We start from the raw sequence: 15,716 nt of genomic DNA, 5'->3' as shown, positions 1-15,716 counted from the left end.
TCAGATTGCACTCACTTTCTTCACTTCTCTGCTGCAAAAGCGATCGTATCCCTCTTTAAAAACTGTCCGGAGTATTGTTAGATTTTGGATTGAAGAATTGGAGAATTGAAGAAAGCGACCTCGCGGATCGATCCGGGGAATTGTTATCGGATACTATTTTTTTTAGATGATAAATACGGGGGCTTGTACCCTGGCTGCTTTCGGTCGCTGGATTAAAGAATTGAAGAATTGAAGAATTGACTGTGCAAAGACTCAGCATTTATTGGTCAAGAGTCTTGATTAAAAAGACTGAACAAGAGGTTGAGTAGCAATCGATTCTAGTCCTTGAGACTGCAACAATTGCGTCCACTCGGCCGTCGGCCCCGAATCATCGGGTGCGAGGCTGCGCATTTGAGCTACAGTAGCAAGAGTGTCGTACCAAATCCCATTATTAGCATAAACGATCGCCCTAGCCATAGGGTCGGGATTTGCCAAATCGTTCTTGAGAGTTTCCTGCGGTTCAATTCGCTGCACGATTCCTTTAACAAAATAATTCCCCGACGGATCGTCATTGCAAGCCACCGAAAACGACCACTGATATCGCTGGCCAATCTCAAGAGATTTTTGGCGATCGCCGATAGCAGGAATACTGACCTCAACTATCCCGGGTTTGTCAACTTTGAAAGTAGTTTTGTAAACCTCGGTTCCTTTTTCATCGTCAGCTTGCAAAGTAAACTCGACTTGAGTCGAAGAGTTAGAAACGTAGGCAAAGAATGTGGGCGACTCTGCTAGGGTTAAACCATAATTGCTTTTAGGTATTAAAGGAATAATAGATAAATCTTTGGGACAAGCATCGCCTCGATGCGTTGCCGATTGCCGGTTGTCGGGGGCGGTGACATCTGGAGGTTTGAAATTAACATTCTGACTCAGCAGAATTGGTGCAGGTACAGCCAGCATCGGTGCAAGCAAACTAGGGAGAGTAACTGCGATCGCAAATACAGCTATCGCCAGTGCAGTAAAATGTAGAAAACGTTTCATTTTTCCACCAACTTGTAGAGATATTATAGATCGCGTCTCTACTGCTCGCGCCCGGAGTTTGAACCCCGGGCGCGAGCGAGTAAATTTGTCATTCACACCGCAATCGGAAGACCGACAAAACTTCAAGAAATAGCGAGCTTTAAAGAGGCCCAACGAGCGGTTGAGCTGCAACTGATTCCAGTCCTTGGGACTGCAACAATTGCGTCCACTTGGCTGTCAGCCTCGCATCCCCCGGTGTCTGGCGCCGCATTTGGGCTAAAGTAGCGAGAGTTTCGTACCAAATGCCATTTGTAGCGTAAACGTTGAGCCTAGTCATCGGGTCGGGATTTGCCAAATCGCTCTTGAGAGTTGCCTGGGCTTCTATGCGCTGCACGAACCCTTTAACAACTAAATCCGCCGATCGGTCTTCGGGGTCGCAAACTAGCGAAAATGACCACACGTATCGCTTACCAACTTCAAGGGATTTGTTGTTGCCCGTAGCAGGAATGTTAACTCCAACAATCCCAGATTTGTCAAGTTTAAATGTTTTTTCGTAGACCACTTTCTCCTCGTTGTCGCTCAGCAAAGTAAACTCTATTTCGGCCGAGGTTTGAGGAACATAGACAAAAATTGTGGGAGACTCTGTTAGGGTTAAACCAATATTACTTGGAGGCACTAAAGGAGTAATAGATAAACCCGCCGGACAAAGCTTGCCGCCGCGATGTGTCCCTCCTTGTCGGTTGCCGGGGGCTGTTACGTCGGGAGGCTTGAAATTAACATTCTGACTCAGCAGAAGCGGCTGGGATTGTGCCAGCATCGATGCAGGTGAACTGGGGACGGTAGCTGCGATCGCAGCTACGGCGACCGCAAGTTTAGCCCGATGTAGAAAACGTTTCATTTTGTTGTACCTTTCACTATAATATTGCAAACACAGGCATTCGCTGATGGCGACAAATATTTTTGAGCGGCTAGTCGAGGGCGCAGATACACAATTTGAACCTTGACATATCATCAATAACATTAATTAATTCGATCGGCAAGTGGATTCTCCATCCGAAAACTCAGGCGGCCTAGGTCCCGAGTATCATTGCATACAGTTGCTGGCGGCGAACTGTAAAATTTTGTTACAAAGCGGTCGGAGTTTCCGGGTGTTCTAAGATGGAGGAAGTCTCCGCCAGGCGGCAAAGGCGAAACAACTGCTGTTCCAGAAACGAGTCAAACTTTTATGCTGGGATAATGAGTAAAATATCTAACAAAATTCGATCGGCAGCGGCTCAATTGAGTCAAATGTATAAACCATCACTAGCAGTTGCTAAGTCTGTATTAATTGCCAGCGCGGCAGTAACATTATCCTTGATGGGGGCCAGACAGCTAGGAATACTCGAACCAGTAGAATTAAGCGCTTACGACCAAATGCTGAGATGGCGTCCCGACGAAAAGCCAGACTCGCGCTTGCTAGTTGTGGGGATTACCGAAGCAGACATTCAGAAACTGAAACAGTGGCCGATATCCGATCGCAAAATAGCTGAAATCTTACAAAAACTCGACAAAATGCAGCCGGCAGTCATCGGTTTAGACGTACTGCGAGACGTACCTTTAGGAGACGGGCGCGAGGAATTAACTAAAGTTTTACAAAAAAGCGATCGAATTATCGGAGTATGTTTAGTCACCGACGGAAGTACGGACAATCCCGGTTCCCCCCCTCCGCCGGGAATACCAAAAGACCGTTTTGGATATGCTGATTTTGCAGTAGATCCGGGCGGCATACTCCGCAGGGCTTTATTATTTATGAGACCCCCGGCAATTGACGTAAATCCCAGTGAAAAACATCCCTGCAACGATAGTTCCGAAGTATTATTTTCCTTCAACCTCCAGCTAGCGCTCCGTTACCTGCAACCTGACAAAATCTACCCCAAACTCGATCCAGACCAATCTTTATGGCTGGGTTCAACTCAAATCAAAAAATTAAAAGAAAATGAGGGAGGATACAAAAATGCCGATCTCAGAGGATATCAAATACTCATCAACTATCGTTCGAGGCGACAAGTCGCAAACCAAGTCAAACTTACAGATGTTTTAGAAGGAAAAATTGACCCGAATTTAGTCAAAGATAAAATAGTTCTCATCGGTTATACCACAGAAACTGTCAAAGATTTCTTTTATACTCCTTACAGCGCCCAAAAGCAAAGCAACCAATTCATGCCGGGGATCGTGGCACACGCACAAGTAGTCAGCCAAATTTTGAGTGCCGTTTTAGACAACAGACCGATGTTTTGGTTTTGGCCGGAATGGGCAGAAATCCTGTGGATTGGGGGATGGTCAATTATGGGAGGAACCTTGGCATCGCGGATGGCTCACCCTGTGCGGTTGGCCGTGACATTCGGAGCAATACTGTCCGGGTGTTGCGCGATTAGCTTTGGGATTTTTCTGTTGGGAGGGTGGGTGCCTGTAGCAGCGCCAGTCTTAGCATTAATCCTAACTGGCGGTAGCATAGTATCAGCAGACAGATTTAATAAAGCCGGATACGGGAAAGTAATTAGCGATCGAGTAAAACAAGTCTTCAAAATCGAAATAGACCAAGCCAAAAAAGACCAGCAAGTCGCAGAAATCACAGAATCTGATTTCTTTAAAGAATTGCAGCAAAAGAAAGATAAACTGAAGGTTAGCAAAAAAGAAAGCTCTGAAAAAGTACCTTCCGATCCCCAAGAAATAACTGCTAGTAACGCAGAGCTTGTCAAAGGGCAAAGTCAGGCAGATGAATACTTAGGTCAGTTGCAGGAAAAAGCCAAACAGCAGAAGCAGCGCGCCGCCGTGACTGAATTGGAAAGCGGCTCAAAAACGGGTGTCCCGATCGATGCGGCCGGCGGTGCTAGTTCAGCAGAAACCAAACCCGATGACGAGTTCAGCGATTTGCAAGCCAAAGCCAAACAGATGCGGCAGCGCAGGGGCGCAGAAAAGAGGATAAAAGATGAAAAAATTGATAGTTTAACAGACAAGGAGGATTTGGGGGGCAAGGAAGAATGACAGACAGCTCGACTGCATCGAGAATTGCATCATAATTAATTCTCGCCGTTTCTTACGCTCATACGCAGATCATGTCCAAAATCATCTCTGTCCACTCTTACCGGGGCGGAACTGGCAAATCGAACACGACAGCAAACCTGGCATCTATTATCGCTCGCGGCGGCAAGCGGGTCGCCATTGTAGACACAGACATTCAATCGCCCGGGATTCACGTGCTGTTCGGTTTCAGCGAGAGCAACATGGATCGCTGCCTGAACGATTACCTGTGGGGCCGGTGTCCGATCGCGGATACGGCCTACAATGTGAGTTCGCTGCTGCCAAAATTAGCCAGTAACGGCAGCCTCTACCTGATTCCTTCGAGCATTAAAGCAGGCGAGATAGCGCGAGTTTTGCGGGAAGGCTACGATGTGGGACTGCTTACTGACGGCTTTCAAGAACTGATCGAGGTTCTGAACTTAGACTACCTATTTATCGACACGCACCCGGGGCTCAACGAAGAAACCCTCCTCAGCATTACCATTTCCGACATCTTGCTGCTGATTCTGCGTCCGGATCAGCAAGATTTTCAGGGAACGGCTGTCACGGTAGATGTGGCCCGAAAATTAGAAGTTCCCAAGATTTTGATGACGATCAACAAAGCCCCAGAATCCCTGGATTTCGAGGATTTGAAGCAGCAAGTAGAGAGTATTTACAACATCCCAGTTGCAGGGGTGCTGCCCCACAGCGACAAGATGATGCTGCTCGCCAGCAAGGGGGTGTTTGCCCTGCACTTCCCTAAAGATCCTCTAACTAAGGTGGTGGAAGGAATTGCGAAACAGATTCTGGGATAATTGGTGCAGCGAATGTCGATCGCCGGCTCTGCAGGAGTTTCGATTTCAATTCCTGCGGAGCAATATTCGGAGTCGCGATGCCGACTGCAAGGGAGGAACTTTCAAAGGCGACAATATTTGCTTCTTGAGTCAGGAGAATGGCGACAAAATGAGATACAAATAGATTATGAGAATTTGTTAAAAAACTTTAGGAGGAGAACTCATGGATTTTGACTTCCGCATACTAATAGTATTGCTGCCCGTCTTGTTGGCTGGCGGCTGGGCTGCTTACAACGTCGGCACTATAGCTCTCAAACAAGTGGAGAAATTGTTGAACAAGCAAGCTTAAACTCAGCCTCTTTTCAGGTAATTCGCAGCCGACTGTTTCGTGAGATACACAAACAGTCGGCTAATTTGTGCATTGACTCGCTAAAGGGCGATGGCCGATACCATTTGAAAATTTAGATTAAAGAATTGAATAATTGCGGATGACTTACTGCATAAGGGCTTGGGGATTCCATACAGTTGCATCTTTTTTGGGAACTGGTAGGAGTTTTAGCAGGCTGGCAATTTACGACTGCAGATAGATTGGGCGAAAGCAAAAGAAAAGTTATATTGAAGACTTGCACAAAAACTAAGTTCGATCGACCAAAATACTTAGTAGCAGGCTCGCCTGGGTAAAAGAACCTGGTTGCGAAAACGGGGCGATCGCGTAACTCCCGGTTTTAATTTTTTTTGCTCCACTCAGCAGTTGTGAGTAGAGTGCCATACAAATACTTGGCAAGCACGTTCTCGCAGAAAATATGAGACAATCACAAAAGTATTTGCCCTGACAATCCCCCTCAAAACTGCGAAGTTTAACTTGTAGGGAATATCGGTCAAATTGTCAATGTTTAACTCCTATATCTTTAGATAGATTATGCTTTTTCCCCGATCGAGCGGCATTCTACTCCACCCCACATCCTTTCCCAGTCGATTTGGCATTGGGGACATGGGAATAGAAGCATATCGCTTTATAGACTTTTTAGTAGAGAGCGACCAGCAATACTGGCAGATACTGCCGCTGGGCCCGACAGGATACGGCAATTCTCCTTATTCGTGCTATTCAGCAATGGCCGGAAATCCCCTGCTGATCAACCCAGAACTGCTGCGGGACGATCAATTGCTCTCAGATGAAGACTTCGCTAATTTACCAGAATTTCCGCTGGATTATGTAGACTTCGAGCGGGCGATCGCCCTGAAAGTGCCTTTGCTTAAAAAAGCTTGCGAAAACTTTAAAGCAAAAGCATCGCCGATCCAGCAAAAAGAATTCTCAGCTTTTTGCCAAAGCAAAGAGAATTGGCTGGAAGATTACGCCTTATTTATGGCACTAAAAGATAACTTTGGGGGTGTTAGCTGGAACAATTGGGAACCAGAAATTGCCCGTCGAGAACCAGAGTCGCTAGAGAAGTGGCGCCAGCAGCTAAATACTGAGATTTATTACTACAAATACGTTCAGTTTGAGTTCTTTCGCCAGTGGACGGAGTTGAAACGCTATGCTAACCTGCGGGACATAAAAATTATTGGCGACATTCCGATTTATGTAGCTCACGACAGCGCGGATGTGTGGTCTCATCCAGAAACATTCTGCTTGGATGAAGCCACCGGAGAAGCAGCTTTAATGGCAGGGGTTCCCCCAGATTACTTCAGCAATACAGGTCAATTGTGGGGCAACCCCGTGTACAATTGGGAGAAGTTGCAAGCAAATAATTTTGAGTGGTGGGTGGAGCGTTTTGAAGCGATTTTCGCTTATGTAGACGTAACTCGGATCGACCACTTTCGAGGATTTGAGGCTTACTGGGCGGTGAAGCGCGGACAAGAAACTGCGATCGAGGGAGAGTGGATTAAAGCGCCGGGAACAGCTTTGTTGGATCTAATTAACGAGAAGTTTGGCAACTTGCCGATTATCGCTGAAGATTTAGGGGTAATTACTCCAGAAGTGGAAGCTTTGCGCGATCGATACGAGTTTCCAGGAATGAAGATTTTGCAGTTTGCTTTCGGCGCAGGCCCTGGCGATCCTTTTTTGCCTTTCAACTACGATCGCAACTGCGTAGTTTACACGGGCACTCACGACAACGACACGACTGTCGGCTGGTTCAATCAACTGCAAAACTATGAAAGAGATGAGGTTTTGCGTTATTTGGGCTGCATAGATCCCCAAGGAATCCACTGGTCTTTAATCCGCATGGGTTGGATTTCTATTGCTAATTTGGCAATTGTGCCGTTTCAAGATTTGTTGGGTTTGGGTACGGACGCGCGGATGAATTTTCCGGGGAAAGCAGAGGGAAATTGGGGCTGGCGGTATCGGCCTGAAGCTTTGAATTGGGAGGTGCGCGATCGGCTCAAAACCATGACTTACATCTCCGGTCGCGCTCCCAATAAAAATTGATCGTCTGGAATGGGTAATTGGTAATTGTTAATGGGTAATATCAAATCTGTTAGCATCAGAATTATTCCTATCTCTATTCTCTTCATCTGCGTGAATATGCGTAAATCCAGTGTCATCTGCGGCCCGAGAAATTAACTTTTTTTAACCGCAGATACAGGCAGATAAACACAGATTAACGCAGATGAATTAGATCGATTCCGTTTGCACCATTCATCCGTGATTGTTGACTGTTGACTAGATTTGACTATTCCGATGCAACCGGACTCGATCTAATGGGTAATTGGTAATGGGTAATTGGTAATGGGTAATGAGTGAATAAAGACGGACATTCTCATTAAAAGCTGTGGACTGCCAGCCATTACCTATTCCCGATTACCCATTAACAATTACCCATTAACACTTACCCTTCTTTTTTGGGCGGTGCTGCGGGCTTGAGTTCGTCTGCTTTAAAAACAACTTCTTTGACGACTCCAGGAACTCCGAGTTGTTCGGCTTGTCCGTTATTGACGGCAACCATTACCCCGCCGGCGTTACCAGCTACAACTACCAATTGCTTTTGAGCCTGCCAGGTGCGTACAGTCCCTGAAGGCAAAATTCCTTCAAATTCTGTTTTGCCATCGACTTCAACCTGTATCCAGGATTCTGCTTTAAAAGTGACGCTAACCATCACTGGTTTATTGCCAGATTTATCTAAATTTTGACCGGTTCTGGCTGCTTCCACACCCGCGTAACTATCCGGTTTCTGATTTTTTAAGGGGATCGCTTTCTCAGCAGCTAAACGGGCTTGTTCTTGCTGGCCAAGCGCTAGTTCTTTGGTGCCCGCACCGTTTTTTGCGGTAACAGAACCGCCCATCAACTGAGATAAGACATTGACCGAACAGATAATTAAAAATGTGTAAAAGAGGTAGAGGTGCATCGGGCGCAACTGAGGCCCATCTTGCCAGGATAGCTTGGTTCTCGATCGGGGCGGCGGTTCGATCGGGAAAAAGTCGGCAAACTGAGTTCCGTCCAAACCCATTGCTTCGGCGTACCGCTTGATCAAACCCTGAGTGTAGACGGGTTCGGGGAGTTGGTCGAGTTGACCGTCCTCGATGGCTTGCAGCAGATTCCGCCGAATCATTGTTACCAGGGCTACTTTGTCCAAAGAAATCGAGTGCTGTTCGCGGTACTGGCGCAGTTGAGCCCCAATTTCCGCTAGCTTCTGGGCTCGTTCTGGTTCTTGGGAGTGCAGTTTCTTCTTAGTTGTTTTGAAGAATAAAAACAATAAATTCTTTGTCATATGCTGTGCTCCTGGGAATTTACTGGCACGCTTATTGATGTTAGGTTGACTAGATTCCATAAATAAATAATTTCCGCATCTTCTAGGGGTCGGCAGCAGCCTGGTGGCAATATTGGCGAACCGGGCCGCTGCAATTGAATCGGGCCGATGGCTGTGCGGTGCAGGCGCACCACGGGATATCCCAACTGTTCGGCTGTTCGCCGAATCTGTCGGTTTCTGCCTTCTGATAGAATGACTTCTAACAGAGTTTGGTCTCGCGCGCGATCGAGAACTCTCACTTTCGCGGGCAAAGTCTTTCTGCCTGACAAGATAATGCCGTGACGCCACGCTTCCAGTATGGGTTCCGGGGGATCGCCGAGCACCCAAACATGATAAGTTTTGGCGATCGAGTGACGCGGATGGGTCAAACAAAATGTCAGCTTACCATCATTGGTGAGCAACAGGGCGCCGGTGGAATCTGCATCTAAGCGTCCTACGGGGTGGATGCCTTGACCAGAGCGCAGTTTGGGCGGCAGCAGGTCGAGAACTTTCGATCGGGCCCTCGGATCGCTGCAAGTAGAAACTACGCCTGCCGGTTTGTTGAGCAACAGATAAACCTCTGTCGGCCGATCCGTTGGTTTCACCAGGACTCCATCGACTTGGATGAGATCGCGATCGGGATTTGCTTTTTGTCCTAAACGAACAATATTGCCATTAACTCTGACTCGTCCAGCTACAATCATCTGTTCTGCAAGACGGCGAGAGGCAATGCCCCACTGGGCGAGGATTTTTTGCAGCCTTTCATCAGACATGACGGGAGTGTGGAAACCCCCAGCGAGCGGTGGGGGAGGAAACACGACGCGGTTAATTGCTTAACCTTACTACTAATGCTCAATTCCTGGTTGGGAATAAATTATAATGCTGACCAATCCTTACTGGACGCCCTGCCTGGTGCAGATTGTCTTTGCCCCTGGTGCAGATTGTCCTTATGGCATTACCCTGAATGTTGTGCAAAAACTACGAGGAAAAGACTCGCGGCCGGCACTGGCTTGCACCGTTGATTTGCGGCTGGTTTGAGATGTGTGGGTCTGACCCGATCATAAACCAACACTACCATAAATCCCGTACTGCTGGTTAAATTTATACGCACGATCGCGAAATTTACCTGGGATCGCACAACTCGCGAACTAAGGAAAGATTCCAAGGGGGGAAAGGGTGAGAATTTTTCTGCTTCTGGCGTTGCTGATTCGAGATTTCTGCTTGGTTTTGGAGTTAATAACAGTTGCGCTCATCAACCCGATTTCTTAGAAAAATCAGAGGTTAACGGCGATATATCTGTGAAGAAACCGGGTTTTTGACGCCGGATGTGCAAGTTCTAGTTAAATTTCTGTGCTTGAATATTAAGGTTTATATTCTGAAATTGTTTATGACTGTCGATCGAAACTCTCTTCAATTTGACAATAGAGGTGGCGCTGCTGGCTCTCGCGGGACTGCTAATCTCGGCCTTGAGCCGGGCACACCGCCGCCGAGTCAAGGCAGCCGGATCGCGAGCGCGGTGCTGTCTCCGGCGGTGCAGTTGTGGCTGCGATCGCAAGTTCAGCAGGTGGACGAGTTGAAAGTGAAAATTGAGGGGAGCGATCGACAAATCTTCAGCGGTGCGATCCCCAAAGTAACCGCTGCCGCGCGGGGTGCTGTGTATAAAGGACTACACCTAACTGAAGTTGCCCTAGAGGGCTGTGGCATTCGCATCAACCTCGGTCAAGCTCTCAAAGGCCAACCCCTGCGCCTCCTCGAATCTGTTCCCGTGACCGGCGTTTTGAGGCTCAGCCAAGCGGATTTGAATGCGTCGTTGAAAGCGCCTTTGCTTGGCTTAGCTTTGAGCGAATTTTTGCTGCCAATGCTGCCGCTGACCGATCGGGAACAGTCGCTGAAGTTGCAAAATTCGCAGATCGTAATTGAGGCGGGTTTGTTGACGCTTTCGGCGGCAATTTTGCGCGCTGGCGGTACGCAAATTCCTTTTGTATTGCGGACTGGTTTGCGGATTGCTAGCGGTCGCGAATTGATGTTTGAAGCACCGGAAATCGAAATTGATCGAGAATTAAAGAGCAGTGATTTCAATAGTTTTAAAATTGATTTCGGGCCGGAAGTTGAGATTGAAGAATTGATTTTGAGTCCGGGGGAGATTGTTTGTCGGGGCGGAATTAGAGTTTTGCCTTAGTTAGTTAACTGTTGACTGTTGACTGTTAACTGTTGACGGTTGACTGTTGACGGTTGACTGTTGACTGTTGACTGTTGACGGTTGACGGTTGACGGTTGACTTTAACCTGGTTCCTCGGTAGATCCTGGGAATACATACCCAATGCCCAATGCCCAATGCCCAATTCCCAATGCCCAATGCCCAATTCCCAATGCCCAATTCCCAATGCCCAATTCCCAATGCCCAATTACCGATTAATTAAAAAAGAGTCGATCGCGGGCAACAGTAAAGTGACAAAATAGTAGACTAAGGGCGCGGTAAAAACATAACTGTCGGTGCGATCGAGAATGCCGCCGTGACCGGGAATCAACTGTCCCGAATCCTTAACGCCCGCGTCTCGCTTCATCATCGACTCAGTTAAATCTCCCAACAGGCTAGCAACCCCAATCAACAGACCAAAAGCAGCCCCAGTATACGGCCACCCCGGCCAGTGCAAATACCAAGACCCAGCGGCTGCCACGGCGATGCTGCCGCAAACTCCAAATACGGCACCTTCAACGGTTTTTTTGGGGCTGATGTGGGAGAGGCTAGTGCGGCCGAAAAATTTGCCGACAAAATAAGCCCCAATGTCAGCGGCCCAGATGCAGAGGAAAGCCAGCAGCAGGGAAGTTAATCCTAAAGATATGCTGCTGGAACTTGTCCAAGACTGCTGCGGGTAAATGTTAACCGGCAAATTGCTTGCTACTGCTTGCCCCAGTCCAGTTGTAGCAAGATTGGCGGGATCGAGGCCGACTCGCAGCCGTATCCAATAGCTGGGCAAATAACCGCCGTAGAACAATCCTAAAATTGAGGAGGCAATATCGGCGATCGTCGATAATTTAGGTTGGAATAACAGGTAGAAACAGATTAAGGTTCCCGCTAGAGGGAACATGGCATCTACGAGTTGCGGTGCTAGGGCAGCAGTAATTAACAGGCCTTGACTGACGGCTAAGGTAGTTTTGGCAGCGGGTGCAATGCCTTTAGCCCTGGCTAATTGAAAATATTCCAATTGGCCTAGGTAGACGATGACTCCAAAGCCGACGGTGAAGTACCATCCCCCCATAATAATCATTCCCAAAGCAAGGGCGATCGCAACTATTCCACTGAGGATACGAGACCAAGGCATAAATGAATTTCTCTTGCAGACGGCGGCGGATCATTCGATTTTGGATTTTGGATTTTGGATTTGAGATTTGGGATTTGGGATTTTTCTAGAGCACGAGTTGATCCCTTGCACAGCTAACCCCCATCTCCCATCCGTTATCCAAAATCTCTAGTCAGGCGGTCAATCCAGCTAGGGTCGCCCTTATTCTAAGTATGAAGGTTAAGTGAACTTAAAAAAGATTAAGAATTACATTTAGGAATGGGCATAGGGCATTGGCCAAACAGGGCATTGGGTATGTATTCCCAGGATCTGCCGAGGAACCAGGTTAAAGTTAAAGTTAACTGTCAACTGTCAACTGTCAACTGTCAACTAACTTCTAATCCAGCTTTTCGCCGCTGAGAATAAATATGGGATTGACGGCGGCAAAGGTTTGACTCAGGCCGCGAGTCTCCAAGCGGTTGACGGCGGACTGGACTACCTCGATGTTGCGGACTTGCAACTCGGCGAACCCTTCGGAAAGGGCGTAAAGATTTTCTAAATTCGAGGCGGTGGCGACAACTCTACCGCGGGGTTGCAAGTACCGCCAGACTTCTTGGAGAATGGCTTTAATGGGGCGACCTCCTTCGATGCAGACTCGGTGGGGGGGTTGGGGCAGGTTTTCCAGGCATTCCGGGGCACTGCCTTCTATGACTTCTACGTTGTCGAGCTCGAATCGATCGCAATTTCTGCGAATCAAGCTTGCTACTTCTTCGTCCCTTTCGACGGCGATAATCCGACCTTTGGGACACAGCAAACCTGTTTCTACGGCGATCGTACCAGTACCTGCACCGATGTCCCACACCACTGAGTCTGCTTGCAGCCGCAGGTGGGAGATTAATAGCAGTCGGACTTCTCGCTTACTCATGGGAATTCCCGGTAAACGTTCAAATAAGTCATCCGGGATGCCTGGAGTGACGTAGGGCCAAAGCATAGTTATATTTTTGAATTTTGATTTTTGATTGAAGCAAGACCGAAGTTGGAACTCGCCGAAGAAGTAGAAATTCTCCCAATTTCCCCCAAGCCTTAATATTTACTGTCGCACAACCTTGAGAGTTTGGAGGTTTCTATCGCTACAACCTGTGATTTTGCCGCCGGCGGCAAGGATTTGTTGCAGGTAGTCAAGGGCTTCTGGGGTAATGATTTCACCGGGCATCAGGACTGGTATTCCTGGGGGATAGGGACAGATGAGTTCGGCGCACAGGCGATCGACTGCTTTGTCTGCGGGTACTGTTTCCGCTGGAAAAAAGAAAGCCTCACGGGGGGACAGTGGGGGAGGGGAAAATCTGGGGTGCGGGAGAATCTCGTCTTCTTTCTTCGTTATTGTTTCTAACTGAGATATTACACCATTTTCAATAACAGGCAAGATGCCTGTTCCACTTTTAATAACAGGCAAGATGCCTGTGAAGCGAAGAGTCAACTTTTTTGTGAGGTGGGCATCTTGCCCGCCCATAAAAGACTTATTGACAATTGTGTCAGATGTGGCTTTTAAAATAGTACAAGCTTTAACTAAATTGTCAATATCTGATTCTGTATTTCCCAAGCTGATAATAAATGTTAAATGTTGGGGCATGGGAAGTTCTGCGGTGACGCCGAGTTGAGAGTGCAGAATATCATCGGCGGCAAATCCCGTGATTCCTAAATCTGATACTTTTACTGTTAGCCTGGTGCGGTCTAATGCTGCAAAACCCGGTGTATTTAACGGTTCTAAAACTGAGAATCCGGGAATTAGACTGATGCGCGATCGCGCTTTTTCTGCTAGCTGTAAAGTTTGCGCCATTAACTCTTTGCCGTGGAGTGCGATTTGTTGGCGGGCTGCGTCTAGGGATGCTAATAATATGTAACTCGGACTGGTAGATTGTACTAACTGCAATGCTCTATTTAATTTTTGGATATCTATGCGATCGCCCTTGACGTGCAGCATCGATGCTTGTGTCATTGCACCGAGGGTTTTGTGGATTGATTGTACAGTTAAATCGGCACCCGCTGATAGTGCCGGTTCTGGCAAGTTTGGATGAAAGTTAAAGTGCGCGCCGTGAGCTTCGTCTACTAATAACGGTATGTTGTATTGATGGGTAATTTGGGCGATCGCCCGCAAATCCCCGCAGACACCGTGATAGGTTGGGTAAACTATCATTACTGCTTTGGCGTCGGGATGTTGTGCTAATGCTGCGGCTGTGGCTTCTGGGGTGATGCTGTTGGCAATATCCCATTCCGGGTTGTACTCTGGATTGACAAAAATCGGAATTGCACCGGATAAAATTAAACCTGAAATCGCCGAGGAGTGGATGTTTCGAGGTAGGATAATTTTATCTCCGGGGCCGCAAGTCGCTAAGATGGCAGCGATAATTCCGCAAGTAGAACCGTTAGCCAAAAACCGAGTTGATTGGGAGCCAAATGCTTCGGCGGCTAAGTCTTGAGCTTCGGCAATTGCACCTTCTGGGTTAAAGAGATTGTCTAACTCCGGCAATTCGGGCAAATCCGATCGAAATACTGCCGCACCGAATAAGTCAATTAGCGGCCCTGAGATTCCTTGTCCGCCTTTGTGTCCGGGGGCATAAAATGGGGCGTGCGGGTGATTTGTGCGATCGCGCAAGGCATTTAATAGAGGCGTTTGTTCTTGAGAGTTTGCTGGTGACACGCTTAATCCTGATTGCTGTATTTGATATCTAAGTAGAGCGGTATCAAAAAACCATAATATCTTGTTGTAGGGGCGGGTTGAGCCAATGTCTTTACTTTCACGCAGTTTATTTCTGTACTCACGCGCCCTCGCCATCTAATGTTTATTTGTAACCACATACTTAGTTTAATACCAAAGGCATAATTTTCTCTGGAAGTAACAGTTAATTATAGTTATTTAGATAGATGTCTCCGCCGCAATCTTTAGTTTATTATTCTGATATAGAACACTACCACAACTCAGTTATCTTTGTTATAAAATATAGCGAGTAGTGGCGAGCAAATGTTTTTGAAACATCTCTATTAGCGAGCAAAACACTAACATGATTTTTCCTACTCCCGATCCATTTCCAGGCCCGCAGATTCCCAGTACCGAACCGGGGCTGCCGACTATACCCGCATCGCCACCAGTGCCGGGCCCCGTTCCCGAACCGATTCCCGGGATAGTACCGGAACCGGTACCTGCGCCAATTCCCCAGCCAATTCCCGAACCGGTGCCGGAAACTGTACCCTCTCCAATTCCTCAGACAGTGCCGGGGCCAATTCCTCAGACAATCCCTGAACCTATTTAAATTATGTTTTAGTCGATCGCGAAATTTAAGATTGTTTGTGAGGTCGATCGCAAAAACCGAGTTTCTCCAAAGTCGCCAATATTTTTGTTGAATATCAGACTTGAAAAAACTCGGTTTTTGCCTAAATTATCAATTAATTGAAGTTGAGCGCAGTCTCTTTACAAAGGTCAACAGCATCCAAATCAGTGGATTTGCCATCAGAGTATTCGGCCCTGACATCGAAAACACAGCCCGCATCCGAGCCGCCGTAGTCAGCTTGATTCCACTCAAAATCTGCTTTTTCCCGATCGGCAATGGGGGCATCTAGCTCGTTTTCTCCCCAAGTATCCTTATCGGGAGGAGAGATATAGACGGCTGTCATCGTCTTACCGCTGTTGTTAACCACCGAAACTTTGACCATCTCAGCGAAAACGCTAGCTGCTGTCAGCGCCACCAGTGGCAGCGACAGCCCCGCAGCGATCGTTACTTTGCTTAACAACTTGTTAATCATTTAGCTATCTACCTCAAGTTAGATATTTATTCAAGCTTAGCTGTAGAAGTTAGAAGGGACAAGTCAGATATATTGCTATTTCT

At 47.4% G+C, this 15,716-nt stretch carries 17 protein-coding genes; 7 read left to right on the top strand and 10 right to left on the bottom strand.

Annotation, left to right across the window (positions count from 1 at the left end):
- Positions 1-279: 279 nt before the first annotated feature.
- Together QUA02_RS21425 and QUA02_RS21420 are read right to left on the bottom strand one after the other, a co-directional pair.
- Complete coding sequence (locus tag QUA02_RS21425; RefSeq protein WP_333030432.1) at positions 280-1,017, bottom strand: DUF928 domain-containing protein; 738 nt, start codon at positions 1,015-1,017, stop codon at positions 280-282.
- 139 nt (positions 1,018-1,156) lie between these two features.
- Positions 1,157-1,894 (bottom strand): DUF928 domain-containing protein, encoded by a 738-nt coding sequence (locus tag QUA02_RS21420; RefSeq protein ID WP_333030431.1) that lies wholly within the window; start codon positions 1,892-1,894, stop codon positions 1,157-1,159.
- Between the two features lie 338 nt (positions 1,895-2,232).
- On the opposite strand from QUA02_RS21420, the gene QUA02_RS21415 reads away from it, so the two are divergent.
- From QUA02_RS21415 to QUA02_RS21405, 3 genes are all read left to right on the top strand, one after another.
- Positions 2,233-4,020 carry a CHASE2 domain-containing protein gene (locus QUA02_RS21415; protein ID WP_333030430.1) on the top strand — a complete coding sequence of 596 codons (1,788 nt, stop codon included), beginning with the start codon at positions 2,233-2,235 and terminating at the stop codon, positions 4,018-4,020.
- Between the two features lie 71 nt (positions 4,021-4,091).
- Entirely contained in the window at positions 4,092-4,850 is a 759-nt protein-coding gene (locus QUA02_RS21410; protein WP_333030429.1) for a MinD/ParA family ATP-binding protein, read from the top strand.
- A 202-nt stretch (positions 4,851-5,052) separates the two neighbouring features.
- Entirely contained in the window at positions 5,053-5,178 is a 126-nt protein-coding gene (locus tag QUA02_RS21405; protein WP_332979473.1) for a photosystem II protein Y, read from the top strand.
- 285 nt (positions 5,179-5,463) lie between these two features.
- Here the strand turns inward: QUA02_RS21405 and QUA02_RS21400 are convergent, their stop codons facing one another.
- Positions 5,464-5,598: a hypothetical protein gene (locus tag QUA02_RS21400; protein WP_333030427.1), complete on the bottom strand. Its 135-nt coding sequence runs from the start codon at positions 5,596-5,598 to the stop codon at positions 5,464-5,466.
- A gap of 150 nt (positions 5,599-5,748) precedes the next feature.
- On the opposite strand from QUA02_RS21400, the gene malQ reads away from it, so the two are divergent.
- Positions 5,749-7,257, top strand: coding sequence for a 4-alpha-glucanotransferase (gene malQ / locus QUA02_RS21395; RefSeq protein WP_333030426.1), 1,509 nt, complete (start codon positions 5,749-5,751; stop codon positions 7,255-7,257).
- A 400-nt stretch (positions 7,258-7,657) separates the two neighbouring features.
- Here malQ and QUA02_RS21390 read toward each other — a convergent pair whose 3' ends face one another.
- Together QUA02_RS21390 and QUA02_RS21385 are read right to left on the bottom strand one after the other, a co-directional pair.
- Complete coding sequence (locus tag QUA02_RS21390; RefSeq protein ID WP_333030424.1) at positions 7,658-8,536, bottom strand: helix-turn-helix domain-containing protein; 879 nt, start codon at positions 8,534-8,536, stop codon at positions 7,658-7,660.
- Positions 8,533-9,327 (bottom strand): pseudouridine synthase, encoded by a 795-nt coding sequence (locus QUA02_RS21385; protein WP_333030437.1) that lies wholly within the window; start codon positions 9,325-9,327, stop codon positions 8,533-8,535. The genes QUA02_RS21390 and QUA02_RS21385 overlap by 4 nt, the downstream gene beginning before the upstream one ends.
- Positions 9,328-9,433: 106 nt before the next feature.
- Between QUA02_RS21385 and QUA02_RS21380 the strand changes: the two genes are divergently transcribed.
- Both QUA02_RS21380 and QUA02_RS21375 read left to right on the top strand, forming a co-directional pair.
- Positions 9,434-9,592 carry a hypothetical protein gene (locus QUA02_RS21380; protein ID WP_333030423.1) on the top strand — a complete coding sequence of 53 codons (159 nt, stop codon included), beginning with the start codon at positions 9,434-9,436 and terminating at the stop codon, positions 9,590-9,592.
- Positions 9,593-9,941: 349 nt separating this feature from the next.
- Positions 9,942-10,733, top strand: a complete 792-nt coding sequence (locus QUA02_RS21375; RefSeq protein ID WP_333030422.1) for an LmeA family phospholipid-binding protein — start codon at positions 9,942-9,944, stop codon at positions 10,731-10,733.
- 25 nt (positions 10,734-10,758) lie between these two features.
- Here the strand turns inward: QUA02_RS21375 and QUA02_RS21370 are convergent, their stop codons facing one another.
- From QUA02_RS21370 to QUA02_RS21355, 4 genes are all read right to left on the bottom strand, one after another.
- Positions 10,759-10,959, bottom strand: coding sequence for a hypothetical protein (locus QUA02_RS21370; protein WP_333030421.1), 201 nt, complete (start codon positions 10,957-10,959; stop codon positions 10,759-10,761).
- Positions 10,960-11,877 (bottom strand): phosphatidate cytidylyltransferase, encoded by a 918-nt coding sequence (locus QUA02_RS21365; RefSeq protein ID WP_333030420.1) that lies wholly within the window; start codon positions 11,875-11,877, stop codon positions 10,960-10,962.
- 355 nt (positions 11,878-12,232) lie between these two features.
- Positions 12,233-12,826: a precorrin-6Y C5,15-methyltransferase subunit CbiT gene (gene cbiT, locus QUA02_RS21360; protein WP_333030419.1), complete on the bottom strand. Its 594-nt coding sequence runs from the start codon at positions 12,824-12,826 to the stop codon at positions 12,233-12,235.
- A 99-nt stretch (positions 12,827-12,925) separates the two neighbouring features.
- A complete protein-coding gene (locus QUA02_RS21355; RefSeq protein WP_333030418.1) occupies positions 12,926-14,533 on the bottom strand; it encodes an aminotransferase class I/II-fold pyridoxal phosphate-dependent enzyme in 1,608 nt (535 codons plus the stop codon).
- A 361-nt stretch (positions 14,534-14,894) separates the two neighbouring features.
- Between QUA02_RS21355 and QUA02_RS21350 the strand changes: the two genes are divergently transcribed.
- Positions 14,895-15,143, top strand: a complete 249-nt coding sequence (locus tag QUA02_RS21350; protein WP_333030417.1) for a gamma-aminobutyric acid A receptor, epsilon-like protein — start codon at positions 14,895-14,897, stop codon at positions 15,141-15,143.
- A 133-nt stretch (positions 15,144-15,276) separates the two neighbouring features.
- Here the strand turns inward: QUA02_RS21350 and QUA02_RS21345 are convergent, their stop codons facing one another.
- Complete coding sequence (locus tag QUA02_RS21345; protein WP_333030416.1) at positions 15,277-15,633, bottom strand: hypothetical protein; 357 nt, start codon at positions 15,631-15,633, stop codon at positions 15,277-15,279.
- Between the last annotated feature and the right edge of the window lie 83 nt (positions 15,634-15,716).

The sequence above is a fragment of the Microcoleus pseudofavosus SVA1_A4 genome (assembly GCF_036700565.1).
Classification (GTDB): Bacteria; Cyanobacteriota; Cyanobacteriia; order Cyanobacteriales; family Microcoleaceae; genus Microcoleus.
The sequence above is the reverse complement of the archived record's forward strand: the minus strand, read 5'-3'. Positions and strand labels throughout refer to the sequence as shown.

Bases quoted from the DNA above. Each gene is read 5' to 3' on its own strand.
- QUA02_RS21420 (WP_333030431.1), bottom strand. From the start codon at position 1,894: ATGAAACGTTTTCTACATCGGGCTAAACTTGCGGTCGCCGTAGCTGCG.
- QUA02_RS21390 (WP_333030424.1), bottom strand. From the start codon at position 8,536: ATGACAAAGAATTTATTGTTTTTATTCTTCAAAACAACTAAGAAGAAA.
- QUA02_RS21400 (WP_333030427.1), bottom strand. From the start codon at position 5,598: ATGGCACTCTACTCACAACTGCTGAGTGGAGCAAAAAAAATTAAAACC.
- QUA02_RS21375 (WP_333030422.1), top strand. From the start codon at position 9,942: ATGACTGTCGATCGAAACTCTCTTCAATTTGACAATAGAGGTGGCGCT.
- QUA02_RS21350 (WP_333030417.1), top strand. From the start codon at position 14,895: ATGATTTTTCCTACTCCCGATCCATTTCCAGGCCCGCAGATTCCCAGT.
- QUA02_RS21415 (WP_333030430.1), top strand. From the start codon at position 2,233: ATGAGTAAAATATCTAACAAAATTCGATCGGCAGCGGCTCAATTGAGT.
- QUA02_RS21380 (WP_333030423.1), top strand. From the start codon at position 9,434: ATGCTGACCAATCCTTACTGGACGCCCTGCCTGGTGCAGATTGTCTTT.
- malQ (WP_333030426.1), top strand. From the start codon at position 5,749: ATGCTTTTTCCCCGATCGAGCGGCATTCTACTCCACCCCACATCCTTT.
- QUA02_RS21425 (WP_333030432.1), bottom strand. From the start codon at position 1,017: ATGAAACGTTTTCTACATTTTACTGCACTGGCGATAGCTGTATTTGCG.
- QUA02_RS21385 (WP_333030437.1), bottom strand. From the start codon at position 9,327: ATGTCTGATGAAAGGCTGCAAAAAATCCTCGCCCAGTGGGGCATTGCC.
- QUA02_RS21405 (WP_332979473.1), top strand. From the start codon at position 5,053: ATGGATTTTGACTTCCGCATACTAATAGTATTGCTGCCCGTCTTGTTG.
- cbiT (WP_333030419.1), bottom strand. From the start codon at position 12,826: ATGCTTTGGCCCTACGTCACTCCAGGCATCCCGGATGACTTATTTGAA.
- QUA02_RS21365 (WP_333030420.1), bottom strand. From the start codon at position 11,877: ATGCCTTGGTCTCGTATCCTCAGTGGAATAGTTGCGATCGCCCTTGCT.
- QUA02_RS21345 (WP_333030416.1), bottom strand. From the start codon at position 15,633: ATGATTAACAAGTTGTTAAGCAAAGTAACGATCGCTGCGGGGCTGTCG.
- QUA02_RS21410 (WP_333030429.1), top strand. From the start codon at position 4,092: ATGTCCAAAATCATCTCTGTCCACTCTTACCGGGGCGGAACTGGCAAA.